This window comes from Bosea vaviloviae, from assembly GCF_001741865.1.
Classification (GTDB): Bacteria; Pseudomonadota; Alphaproteobacteria; order Rhizobiales; family Beijerinckiaceae; genus Allobosea; species Allobosea vaviloviae.
Map to the genome: position 1 here is coordinate 66,423 of NZ_CP017148.1, position 12,219 is coordinate 78,641.

The 12,219-nt window shown below is 60.8% G+C and carries 9 protein-coding genes and 2 pseudogenes; 5 read left to right on the top strand and 6 right to left on the bottom strand.

Annotation, left to right across the window (positions count from 1 at the left end; translation table 11 throughout):
- Nucleotides 1-10: 10 nt before the first annotated feature.
- The 5 genes and pseudogenes from BHK69_RS29900 to pyc all read left to right on the top strand — a co-directional run bounded on the left by BHK69_RS29900 (nucleotide 11) and on the right by pyc (nucleotide 7,130).
- Nucleotides 11-1,270: pseudogene (locus tag BHK69_RS29900) on the top strand (diaminopropionate ammonia-lyase).
- On the top strand, nucleotides 1,267-1,677 hold the full coding sequence (locus BHK69_RS32420; protein ID WP_148663726.1) for a zinc-binding metallopeptidase family protein: 411 nt from the start codon (nucleotides 1,267-1,269) through the stop codon (nucleotides 1,675-1,677). Before BHK69_RS29900 ends, BHK69_RS32420 begins: the two are co-directional and overlap by 4 nt.
- Complete coding sequence (locus BHK69_RS29905) at nucleotides 1,649-2,482, top strand: M20/M25/M40 family metallo-hydrolase (RefSeq protein WP_148663727.1); 834 nt, start codon at nucleotides 1,649-1,651, stop codon at nucleotides 2,480-2,482. The genes BHK69_RS32420 and BHK69_RS29905 overlap by 29 nt, the downstream gene beginning before the upstream one ends.
- A 275-nt stretch (nucleotides 2,483-2,757) precedes the next feature.
- Nucleotides 2,758-3,591, top strand: coding sequence for a sulfite exporter TauE/SafE family protein (locus BHK69_RS29910; RefSeq protein WP_069694129.1), 834 nt, complete (start codon nucleotides 2,758-2,760; stop codon nucleotides 3,589-3,591).
- A gap of 74 nt (nucleotides 3,592-3,665) precedes the next feature.
- Nucleotides 3,666-7,130 carry a pyruvate carboxylase gene (gene pyc / locus BHK69_RS29915; RefSeq protein ID WP_069694130.1) on the top strand — a complete coding sequence of 1,155 codons (3,465 nt, stop codon included), beginning with the start codon at nucleotides 3,666-3,668 and terminating at the stop codon, nucleotides 7,128-7,130.
- A 108-nt stretch (nucleotides 7,131-7,238) separates the two neighbouring features.
- Here pyc and BHK69_RS33325 read toward each other — a convergent pair.
- The 6 genes and pseudogenes from BHK69_RS33325 to BHK69_RS29940 form a co-directional block, all read right to left on the bottom strand.
- A pseudogene (locus BHK69_RS33325) lies at nucleotides 7,239-7,391 on the bottom strand (diaminopropionate ammonia-lyase); the annotation flags it as partial.
- A gap of 29 nt (nucleotides 7,392-7,420) precedes the next feature.
- Nucleotides 7,421-7,690 carry a hypothetical protein gene (locus tag BHK69_RS29920; protein ID WP_425285589.1) on the bottom strand — a complete coding sequence of 90 codons (270 nt, stop codon included), beginning with the start codon at nucleotides 7,688-7,690 and terminating at the stop codon, nucleotides 7,421-7,423.
- Nucleotides 7,648-9,231 (bottom strand): IS66 family transposase, encoded by a 1,584-nt coding sequence (gene tnpC / locus BHK69_RS29925; protein WP_069694342.1) that lies wholly within the window; start codon nucleotides 9,229-9,231, stop codon nucleotides 7,648-7,650. The genes BHK69_RS29920 and tnpC overlap by 43 nt, the downstream gene beginning before the upstream one ends.
- Nucleotides 9,232-9,342: 111 nt before the next feature.
- Nucleotides 9,343-9,690, bottom strand: a complete 348-nt coding sequence (tnpB, locus tag BHK69_RS29930; protein ID WP_069694131.1) for an IS66 family insertion sequence element accessory protein TnpB — start codon at nucleotides 9,688-9,690, stop codon at nucleotides 9,343-9,345.
- 9 nt (nucleotides 9,691-9,699) lie between these two features.
- Nucleotides 9,700-10,092, bottom strand: a complete 393-nt coding sequence (gene tnpA / locus BHK69_RS29935) for an IS66-like element accessory protein TnpA (protein ID WP_244548591.1) — start codon at nucleotides 10,090-10,092, stop codon at nucleotides 9,700-9,702.
- Between the two features lie 270 nt (nucleotides 10,093-10,362).
- The gene (locus BHK69_RS29940; protein ID WP_069694133.1) at nucleotides 10,363-11,376 is read right to left on the bottom strand and encodes an amino acid ABC transporter substrate-binding protein; all 1,014 of its coding nucleotides are present in this window, start codon (nucleotides 11,374-11,376) and stop codon (nucleotides 10,363-10,365) included.
- Nucleotides 11,377-12,219: the final 843 nt, after the last annotated feature.

A 12,219-nucleotide genomic window follows, 5' to 3' on the forward strand; every position in this document is an offset into this window, starting at 1 on the left:
GATCAGGACCATGACAGCAGTTCTCAACGACAAGTTCAGCCTTCATCTGAATTCCCGGCCCGTTCGCACTGAAGCCTACGGCACCCAGGAACGGACTGAGATCCTCAGCCTCGCGGCCCTCGACCGTGCCCGTGAAGAGATCACCTCGTGGCCGGGGTATCACCAGACCCCTCTGCGCAGGCTGGATGGCCTTGCCAAGGCAGCAGGCGTCCGCTCGATCCTCTACAAGGATGAGGGCTCGCGGTTTGGTCTCGGGAGCTTCAAGGCTCTGGGCGGCGCGTATGCGGTGTCAGCCGTCCTCCAGGCGGAGGTCGAGCGTCAGACAGGCTCGCGCCCGACGACTGAGGAGCTGGTTTCCCGCCGCTTCAGCCATGTGACGCAGGATATTACGGTCACCTGTGCAACGGACGGCAACCACGGCCGTTCAGTCGCCTGAGGCGCCCAGACATTCGGCTGCAAATGTGTGATCTACGTTCATGCAACGGTCAGCCAAGGTCGCCGTGACGCCATCGCGGCGTATGATGCCCTGGTCATCGAGGTGCAGGGCACCTATGACGACGCGGTCAGGCGTGCTGCCGACGACGCCCAACGCAATGGCTGGAACGTCATTTCAGACACTTCCTATGAGGGATATACCGACGTTCCCCGGTATGTGATGCAGGGATACGGCATCATCGTCGACGAGGTCCTGGATCAAATTTCGGGCGGTCCGCTGCCGACGCACGTCTTTGTGCAGGGCGGCGTCGGAGGTCTCGCGGCCAGCATCTGCGCATATCTCTGGGAGAGGTTCGGAGACCGCGCCCCTGCGTTCTACGTTGCGGAGCCTGAGCGCGCGCGCTGCATTCAGCTCAGTGCTGAAGCTGGCACCCCTACCGCGGACCATGGCAGCTTGGACACCATCATGGCTGGCCTGGCTTGCGGTGAAGTCTCGCTGCTCGCTTGGTCGATCCTGAAGCCAGGGGTGAACGGCTTCCTGACAATCACGGATGAAGCTGCAGCCGAGACCATGCGCATTCTCGCCGAAGGTCGGTATGGTGATCAGCCGATCGTGGCTGGAGAGTCCGCTGTCGCCGGTCTGGCTGCCAGCCTCCACGTTGCAGGCGACGCGACAAGCCGAGCCGCCATCAGCCTCGATGAGAACAGCGTTGTCCTCGTTATCGGAACCGAAGGAGCCACCGATCCGGTCGTCTACGAGCAGTATGTCGGGCGGCCGGCTGAACAGGTTCTGCCGAACTGGCTCGCGGATCGGCAGCTGGAGCTGTCCAAATGAGCGGCTTGGACGAGCTCGGCAGCTTGGTTTGCCAGCAGATCGAAGAACGGCGCCAAGAGCTGGTTGATCTCTGCGCCCGGTTCGTTGCGGTTCCCAGCATGAATCCTCCTGGCCGGACGAAGGAGGTCGCGGATGTGCTTCAGGCGTTCCTTTCCGCGAAAGGTATCGCTAGCGACCGCATCAACGTGGACGACGACGCATCGAACGTCTTTGTGACGTTATCCGGCAAGTCGTCGGGGAAGCATGTCGTCTTCAATGCGCATATGGATACGATGCAGCCCGGCAACGAGGCGGCCTGGACCGTTCCCACGCTTGAGCTGACCCGGAAAGACGGAAAGCTCTACGGGCTTGGAATGGGCAAAGGGCGGTCTCGCAGCTATGGCGCTGGCGACGGCCATCCTGTCTGAGCATCTTGCGAAGTTGGACGGTAAGATCAGCTTCACGGCGGTTTGCGACGAGGTGATGTTCGGCTCCCGGGGCACGGAGACGCTTCTGCGTGAGCACCCTGGCTTGGCAGGCGACTTCATGATCAGCGCCGAGAGCCCGGGCTATATGGATCTGGCGGTTGCCGAGAAGGGGCTGCTCTGGGTCGATGTCGAGGTAACTGGACCTTCCGGCCACTCGTCCCGCGCACTGCGGGAGGAAAGCGCGGTCGGCAAGCTCGTCGCGCTTATGACCGAGATCGACAAGTTGAACGACGAATATGGGACGCTCCCCGCTGAATTGGACGGCGTCTCTGGTGGCGAAGACAACCTGGGGCTTCGCCTTTCGGCAAGTGCCGGCGTAATTGGTGCGGGCACCGTGCGGAGCTTGATTGCACCCAAAGCCTTCGCTCATTTTGATTTCCGGCTACCGCCCGGTATCCCTGCTTCCGACGTAAAGCAGCGCCTGCTGGCGCTCGCAAACCGGTTCGAAGGAATTCAGCTGAGTTATCCGAAGGAGTGGGATCCGAACTGGGAGCCCTCCAACAGCCGATACGCTTCCCTCCTCTCCGACACGATCGCAACGGTCCGTGGGTCAGCTCCGCGGATGGTGGTTCGCCTGCCGGATAGCGATGCTCGGCATTGGAGAAACCGAGGCGTGCCGGCGATTTGCTTTGGCCCTCAGCCGACCCTCCCCGCCGGCGTGGACGACTACGCCAATGAGCAAGATGTCGTCGATTGCGCGAAGATCTACGCCCTCGCTGCCCTCAAGCTGATGGCCTCGGTATAATCCTGCGGTCCTAACGCTGCCGCTTAGGCGAAGTTGGAGTTGAGCAGACTCAGATTGGGCCGCGGAACTACCCCCGCGGCCCTTTTCACATGAGAACATCACAAGCGCCGGTTTATGGCGTCTGCTTCGCTGCCGAGAAGATCGCCCACAGCGCGGCCGATCAGCGAGCGAAAATTGCAAAGAGTCCCGGGATAAAGAGCCCACTATTCGCTCAATCCAAGTAAAAGCATCACATAGCGAGCTGTTGAATGAGCTTGAACCAGTAGGGGGTCGAGATGATTGCTGGAATTCCACTTGGCGATCTCGCCTTCCTAGCCGTCTCGTTGGTCGCGGCGGGTGCCATTACCGGGATTCTGGCAGGACTTTTCGGAGTCGGAGGCGGCGCCGTAATCGTGCCCATTCTCTATGAAATTTTCCGGGTGATTGGCGTATCGGAAGAAATCCGGATGCCGCTTTGCGTCGGTACATCTCTGGCGATCATTATTCCGACCTCGATCAGATCATACAATGCTCATCGAGCCAAAGGCCTCGTTGATACATCTATCCTCAAGGTGTGGGCGGTGCCGGTCCTGCTGGGCGTCCTGGCTGGCAGTTACGTCGCGAAATACGCTCCGCCCAACCTCTTCAAGATCATCTTTGTCGCGGTCGCGGTGGTCAGCGCACTGCGCCTTTTGTTCGCGTCGGAACGCTGGAAGCTCGGCGATGACATGCCGAGCAACCCACTGATGGTTTTGTACGGTCTTATCATCGGCGTTCTGTCCGCTCTGATGGGCATTGGCGGAGGGCAGCTTTCAAGTCTGTTCATGACCTTCTACGGCCGACCTATCCATCAGGCAGTGGCTACCTCGTCGGGATTGGGCGTTCTAATCTCGATTCCCGGAGCACTCGGCTATATCTATGCCGGCTGGCCGAAGATGGATGTGCTTCCGCCTCTTTCCCTAGGCTACGTATCGCTCATCGGCTTCCTACTGTTCATTCCTACCAGCATCTGGACTGCACCCATCGGCGCTCAGCTGGCGCACCAGCTATCAAAGAGAAAGCTGGAACTCGCATTCGGCATATTTCTGCTCTTCGTCGCGAGCCGTTTCATCATCTCCCTAATTGGATGATCTGGCTGCCGCTCTCCGGCTGAGCGGCGGGCACAACACCCCACAATAGGAATTCTTGGATACGGGAAGCGCCAATGACGGACCAGATCACGAAAATTCTCGTCGCAAACCGATCTGAGATCGCCATCCGTGTCTTCAGAGCGGCGACTGAACTTAATATCGCAACGGTGGCCGTCTGGGCGGAAGAAGACAAATACTCGCTGCATCGCTTCAAGGCAGATGAGTCCTATCAAATCGGTCGCGGGCCCCATCTCGCCCGCGATTTGGGGCCGATCGAGAGCTATCTTTCGATCTCCGAGATCATCCGCGTTGCCAAGCTCTCTGGGGCGGATGCTATCCACCCGGGATACGGTCTGCTATCCGAAAGCCCGGAGTTCGCGGAAGCCTGTGCCGAAAACGACCTTGCCTTCATTGGCCCTAGCCCCGAAACAATGAGGCGCCTCGGCAATAAGGTCGCGGCGAGGAATCTGGCCATCGAAATTGGGGTGCCGGTCATTCCGGCAACCGATCCCCTCCCCGACGATCCAGATGCTATCAAGAAGCTTGCGGCTGAGGTTGGCTATCCCGTGATGCTGAAGGCGTCTTGGGGTGGTGGCGGCCGAGGCATGCGGGCAATCCGTAGCGAGAGCGACCTCCTCGCGGAGGTCGCGGAAGGCAAGCGGGAAGCTAAGGCAGCGTTTGGCAAGGATGAAGTCTACCTCGAAAAGCTGATCGAACGCGCCAGGCACGTCGAAGTGCAAATTCTTGGCGACCGGCTCGGCAATGCGGTTCACCTCTTCGAGCGCGATTGCTCGATCCAGCGTCGCAATCAGAAGGTTATTGAGCGGGCACCTGCCCCTTACCTCAGCGAGGACAGGCGTAACGAGCTCTGTGGCTACGCACTGAAGATCGCAAGAGAGACCGCCTATGTCGCGGCCGGAACGGTTGAGTTCCTCGAGGACACCGATACCGAGAAGTTCTATTTTATTGAGGTCAATCCTCGCATTCAGGTCGAGCACACCGTGACCGAGCAGGTCACCGGCATCGACATCGTTAAAGCTCAGATCAAAATTCTTTGCGGCGAGACGATCGGCGACGCCGCGTCAGGCGTCCCCAGCCAGGAGAATATCCGGCTCAACGGCCACGCGCTGCAGTGCCGCGTGACGACCGAAGACCCGGAACAGAGCTTCATCCCCGACTACGGGCGCATCACCGCCTATCGAGGAGCGACGGGCTTTGGGATCCGGCTGGACGGCGGAACCGCGTACTCAGGAGCGATCATTACCCGCTTCTATGATCCGCTTCTGGAAAAGGTGACCGCCTGGGCGCCCACACCGTCCGAGTGCATCGCGCGCATGAATCGCGCACTTCGGGAGTTCCGTATCCGTGGCGTCGCTACGAACCTCACGTTTTTGGAATCTTTGGTTGGCCATCCGGCCTTCGCAGACTGCTCCTATACAACCAGATTCATCGATACCACTCCCGAGCTATTCGCCCAGGTGAAGCGGCAGGACCGCGCTACGAAGCTCCTTAGCTACATCGCGGACGTTACCGTGAATGGGCATCCGGAAACCCGCGGAAGACCGGCCCCACATCCAGAAGCCGCGGCACCGGTCGTACCCTTCTCTCCCAAGGAAATCCCCTCCGGAACGAAACAGTTGTTCGATCAGCTGGGGCCTGAGGGTTTCACCGCCTGGATGCGAGCCCAACGGCAGGTACTGATCACCGACACCACGATGCGGGACGGGCATCAGTCGCTGCTGGCAACCCGTGTGCGAAGCCGAGACATCGTGTCGATCGCTGACGCCTATGCGCGCGAACTGCCTCAACTCCTTTCGCTCGAATGCTGGGGCGGGGCGACTTTCGATGTCTCGATGCGTTTTCTCTGTGAAGATCCGTGGGAGCGACTGTCGCAGCTACGAGAAAAAGCCCCCAACATCCTGCTCCAGATGCTGCTCCGCGGGGCAAATGGCGTCGGCTATACGAACTATCCCGACAACGTCGTCACAAATTTTGTCCGTCAGGCTGCAGTTGCCGGTATCGACCTCTTCCGGGTGTTTGATTGCCTCAACTGGGTCGAGAACATGCGTGTCTCGATTGACGCGATCCGCAACGAAGGAAAGCTCTGCGAAGCAACCGTCTGCTACACGGGCGATATCCTGGACCCGGATCGCGCGAAATACGATCTGAACTATTACGTTTCGCTGGTCAGAGAGCTGGAGGCGGCAGGGGCCAATATCATCTGCGTGAAGGACATGGCTGGCCTTCTGAAGCCCCGCTCGGCCTCGGTTTTGTTCAAGGCTCTGAGGGACACAACAGACCTGCCGATCCACTTCCATACCCACGACACCTCCGGAATTTCCGGTGCCAGCATTCTGGCGGCCGTGGAGGCAGGTGTGGATGCCGTCGATGCCGCGATGGACGCCTTTTCCGGCAACACGTCACAGCCTTGCCTTGGCTCGATCGTGGAAGCGCTGAAGGGGACAGAGCGGGACACGGGCCTGGACCCGGTTTGGATCAAGAAGATCTCGTTCTACTGGGAGGCAGTTCGCAATCAGTACGCGGCATTCGAGAGCGATCTGAAGGGCCCGGCCTCCGAGGTCTATCTTCATGAGATGCCGGGCGGCCAGTTTACGAACCTGAAGGAGCAGGCTCGGAGCCTTGGCTTGGAGACCCGGTGGCACGAGGTCGCTCAGACCTACCACGACGTGAACCGCATGTTCGGCGACATCGTGAAGGTTACGCCGTCATCTAAGGTCGTGGGTGACATGGCGCTGATGATGATGTCGCAGCACCTGACCATCGCAGACGTGGAGGCACCTGATCGAGAGATTGCCTTCCCTGAATCTGTCGTGGCCATGTTGCGAGGCGACCTTGGCCAGCCGCCAGGTGGCTGGCCCAAGGCCATCCAAAGCAAAGCACTGAAGTCAGAGCCCGCCATCACGGTTCGACCAGGCTCGCTGATCGAACTCGCCGACTTGCCTCAGCTTCGGGCCGATCTTGAGAGGCGGCTTGGACGCGCAGTGAGCGACCAGGAGTTTGCCTCCTGGACGATGTACCCGAAGGTCTTTTTGGATTTCGTTGCCGCCCGAGGCAACTACGGTCCGGTCAGTGCGCTTCCGACCCTGTCCTACTTTTACGGGATGAAGGCCGGCGACGAGGTCCTCGTCGATATCGAGAAGGGAAAAACCCTCGTCATTCGCTGCCTCGCAATTGGAGAGCTCGACGACAAGGGCATGGTCACCGTGTTCTTCGAGCTCAACGGGCAGCCAAGGCACGTCAAGGTGCCTGACAGAGCCCATGGAATGGCGAATGTAAAGCTGCGCCGCAAAGTCGATCAGGCTGACGCTGCCCAAGTGGGAGCGCCGATGCCCGGTGTCATCTCGCAGCTAGCGGTCTTGGTCGGCCAAGTGGTCAGGAACGGGGATCTTCTGGTCTCCATCGAAGCCATGAAGATGGAGACGGCCATCCGAGCGGAGCGAGACGGCACCGTTTCGGAGGTGGTGGTGAAGGTCGGCGATCAGGTCGATGCCAAGGACCTTCTGGTCTGCTTGGGATGAACTACGACGCTACAACTGCCGCCCGACCGTGCGGCAGTTGGTGTTTGCCTGCACTAGACCAGTTGGGAAAAATGAAAATCAGCGACGACCCGTGTGAGTTGCTCACCCAACTGAACGGCGATGATTGCCGTCCGTAGCGCAGGCGAACGCCAGTTCTTCGGCAACAGCTCGAACGTCGGCCGACTGGAGCTCGGAGACATCAACGGCTCGGCCCAGGCGCTCACTGGCTTTCTCGAGAACCAGGCGGATCACAGCATGGGCGTAAGCATCCGGCGTGGGCCACGGCGGGCCTATTTTGTCGTGCTGCGGTGGATTTCGATGAGGTTGCAGAGGCTTTCGATGCCGAACTGGGAGAAGGCCATGGTTCCGTCCGTGTGCTCCGGATCGTAGACCCAGATCAACCCGTCTTCGGGCTCCATGTCGATGGCGATATCGGCGAGCCAGTCCACGTCCTCACCGAGATCCTTTGCGACGAGCGCCAAGGTCCGGACGGAGTGAACCTTGTTGACCTGCATCGTCAGGCCGCGATTGCGATGATCGATTTCGCGCGCCAGTTCCAAGGCAGCAGTTCGTCAAGCCGATGGACCGGATACTCGGCTACGCGAGCCAGCACGTCAGCGAGCCAGGCCTGCGGGTCTATGTCGTTGAGCTTTGCGGTCTGGATCAGCGTCGCCATGGTGGCGGCACGCTTGGCGCCGCGGTCGGAGCCCGCAAACAGCCACGCTTTTCGACCAAGGGCAAAACCTCTGAGCGCTCGCTCGGCGGCATTGTTCGACAGGCAGGCCCGCCCGTCGTCGAGGAACGAGGCAAAGCTGTCCCAGCGCCTGAGCATGTAGTCGATCGGCTTGGCGACGGTCGCCGAGCGCGAGAGCTTGACGCGCTGCTCGCCGAGCCAGACGCGCAGGTCGTCGACGAGCGGGCGACTGCGCTCCTGCCGGACCTGGCGGCGCTCGTCGGCGCTCAGACCGTTGATCTCGCGCTCGATGGCAAAGAGCGCGTCGATGCGTTTCACCGCTTCCAGAGCGATCGGCGACACGGGCGCGGTGCCGGGCCCGCGCCGTGCGCTCGCGGCAATGTCGGCGAGCTCGAAGAAGCCGCGACGAGCATGGGACCAGCAAAGCGCCGATCTGACCGGCCCGCCCGGACGCGCGGGATCATACAGCCCGTTGTATCCGCCATAGGCGTCGGCCTGCAGGACGCCGCGCCAAGCCGCAAGGTGCGCGTCCGGATGCTCTTGCCGCCGGTCGCGCGAGGCGAAGTAAAGCGCCGCCGGCGGATCGGCACCGTCGAAGGGCCTGTCGTCGCGCACATAGGTCCAGATCCGGCCGGTGTCGGTCTTGCCCTTGGCCAGGATCGGCACCGTCGTATCGTCGGCGTGCAGCCTCTCAGCCGCCATGACGTGCCGGGCGATCAACTCATGCAACGGCGCAAGCGCCACAGTCGCCGCGCCGACCTGGTCGGCGAGCGTCGAGACCGAGAGGTCGATGCCCTCGCGGCCGTAGCGCTCGCTCTGGCGGTTGAGTGGCTGGTGCTGACCGAACTTCTCGAACAGCACCATGGCCAGCAGGTTCGGCCCCACAAAGCCGCGCGGCGTCACATGGAAGGGCGCCGGCGGCTGCGTGATTGCCTCACACTCGCGGCAGGTGAACTTCTCCCCCACCGTCTGGATCACCTTCCACTGGCGCGGGATCACCTCCAGGGTCTCGGTGACGTCCTCACCCAGCTTCGATAGCTTCATCGAGCCACAGCACGGGCATGACGTCGGCGCTGCGATCACGACCCGCTCGCGCGGCAGATGCTGCGGGAAGGGCTTGCGGACAGGGCGACCGCGGAGCCGTGCAGGCAGTGACGCCTGGCGCGACATCGCCTCCGCCGCGAGTTCGTCCTCGGTTGCCTTCGCTTCGAGTTCTTCGAGCTGAAGCTCCATCTGGTCGATGAGGCGCCCGGTACGCTCGGAGCGCTGACCATAGAGCTCGCGCTTGAGCGTCTCGATCATCAGCTTCAGATGCGCGATCGTCACCTCGGTCGATGACGCTGCAGCCTTCGCCGCAAGAGCCTCGGATTGCGCCTCGATCCTCGCCTGGCGCTCCGCCAGAATCATCGCATGCGCCGCCGCCAAATCGGTCGGCAGTGACGTTGGCAGGGGCGATTCAGCGGGCGCGTTCACAAGGACAGGGAATCACATCCGAGAGCAAAAACAAGGCGCAAAGCTCTATCCGATCGCAGTCGGACGCCAGGTCTCCACCGGATTGCGCCAGTCGATGCCGGAGAGCAGGTAACCCATCTGCGCGGGCGTGATCGCGATGACGCCGTCGGCCGGCGACGGCCACAGAAAGCGGCCCTTCTCCAGTCGCCGCACGTAGAGGCTCGCCGCCTGCCCGTCGTGCCAGATCACCTTCAAAAGATCGCCGCGACGCCCGCGGAAGCATAAGATGTGGCCTCCCAGCGGATCACGCTTCAAGACCTCCTGCGCCACCAACGCCAGGGAGGCAAACCGCTTCCGCATGTCCGTGTGGCCGGTCGCGAGCCACATCTTCACGCCAACCGGAACCGGGATCACCTGAGCGCCTCAAGGCCGCGCGCGAGGGTCAACACCGTATCGGCATCCAACCGCGCCCTCGACTATGATGCGCCGACCGCAGCGCAGCACGATCTCGACCCGCCCCGGCGTCGGCGCGGCGACCGCCAAGGCCGGCGGCGCTCCCGCGCCCATCCTCCGGGCGTCTTCACGCCGGTCGGTCTCGGACGTCACCATCATCGGGACAAAGCCTGAAGGTGCAGCGCTGGGCTCGACGAACAGCGCCCGCCGCCAAGCCAGCAATTGCGAGCGCGCGATCCCATGCCGCCGCGCCGTCGCGGAGATCTGGCGCGGACCGGCCATGCTCTCCAGCACGATCCGCTCCTTCTCGCCCTCGCTCCAGCGGCGACGACGCCCAGTCTCCACCACGTCGAGGCCGCCCAAGACACTGTCAGTATGGCTGTCCATACTCACAGTGCTCAACGATTTGCGTCACTCAGCGCAAGGCGGCCCACGCCGGATGCGTACCTCCCGTCAACTGGGCACGTGTGGAACCGCCGTCGCACCAGCAGGAGAGTGTCTCGTTGAGCCCCTCTAAGCACATTTCTAGCGTGAGTATCGAAACTCGGAAGCTGGAGTTGGTCCGGCCATTAGAAGAGCGCGAACCTTTAAGAAGACGAGCCGCGATGCAACCCAGCATCGCGGCCATCATTCTCAGCGGATCGGCGGAGCGTAGTGGAGGCCGCCCTTTTTCCACGACGCGTTCAGACCGCGATCGATCTTGAGGGGGCTGTCCTTGCCGATATTGCGTTCAAAGATCTCGTCGTACGCCCCGACCTTCTTGATGATATTGTAGGCCCACTGATTGGAGAGCCCCATCGACGCGCCAATTTTCCCTTCCTTTCCGAGCAGCCGCAGGATGTTGGGATCGTTTGTCGACGAGGCAACACTGTCCACGTTCTTGGAATTCAGACCGGCCTCTTCCGCGGCGTGCAGCACATATGAGGACCACTTCACGACGTTGTACCAGGGATCATCTCCTTGGCGGACGGACGCCGCGAGAGGCTCTTTCGACAGCGTCTCCTGGAGGACAGCGTGCTTTTCGGGATCGGGAAGCTTCGAACGGAAAGCGTAGAGAACCGACTTATCCGTGCTAAAGGCGTCGCATCGACCGGATACGTAGGCCTGCAGAGCCTCTTCCTGCGTGGAATACGCAACGATCTCGTTCTTCAGGCCGTTTGTCCTGAAAAAGTCCGTCAGGTTGAGCTCTGTCGTCGAACCCTGGTTCGTGCAGACGGTCGCCCCATTCAATTCCTTGGGGCTGTTGATGACGCCGCTACGGACCATGATGCCCTGGCCATCATAATACGTGACGGTGGCAAAGAGACTGCCGTTTGTCGTCTCACGACCGAGCGTCCACGTGGTCGTCCCGAAAAGGACGTCCACCTCGCCCGATTGGAGCGCGGTGAAGCGAACCGCGGGCAAGAGAGGGACGATCATCACCTTCTCGGGATCGCCGAAGATCGCGGTAGCAATTGCTCGGCAGAAATCGATTTCGAGCCCCGTGTGGCGGCCATTGGCGTCAGCAATGCTGAATCCGGGCGTCCCCACCGTCGAGCTGCATTTGAGCTGCCCACGGGCCTTCACATTTTCAAGTGTCCCCGCCTGAAGATCGCCAGCAAAAACCAAGCAGGACACGGCTGCCAGACCCGCAAGTGCCTTGAACATTCATTTCCCCAGTCTGTTTAGTGATTGTTTTAGCATCGCCAAAAGTTGCCTCCCGAAGGCGACGTCGCGAATTCCAACGTCCGGCTCGGCAAGTGACCAGAAACGCAACCAGCCACGCGAGCAAATTGCGTAAGTGTTCTTCTAGACCAAGGGTGCAACCCAGGATCTTTGATCTTTGTTGCTTTAAAGATAGGACGCGCAGCCCGAGCGTTGCGCTCTTTTTCAGGCCAAGCAGCGCATCAAATTATCTCAGAACGCCGCCACGATGAATTTTGGTTCCACGACCAATCATTCCTACCCGGTCCACATCGCGAATGCGGCAGAGAGACGCTTACACCTTAACGGCAAGGAGGGGGAAACGCGCGTTCACGCCGAACACGGGGCAACGCCCGACGATCCTCCCCCGCCGGTCAAAGCGTTGCTCGGTGGCAACGCGGCGTGGTTACTATCCAACCAGGCGCCCTTCGCTGTCCCGTTGCTATGGCCATTTTCAGCGCCGCTTGCTTTTCGGATCTACGGCAATACGGATGCCGTCACCAAGCAGGTTCCCCGCCAGCACCATGGCGGCCAACGCTATACCCGGCGCAAACACGGACCATGGTGCAATCGGGAGATATATCCTCGAGGCGGAGATCATAGCCCGCAATTGTACTTGCGAGGCTCAAAATTCGCCGTCGGATGAATCAGATTATGAGATCGAGTACGATTTTTGCGCTTGAATTTGGGGTTCGATTCGAAACAATTCCTCAACGAACGCTGACGGAGAGAGCGAATTTTACATTTCAATATTATATAATAGTTACGCCCCGGGTTCTCAGGGTCGCTTTATTAAATCCTAGCGGC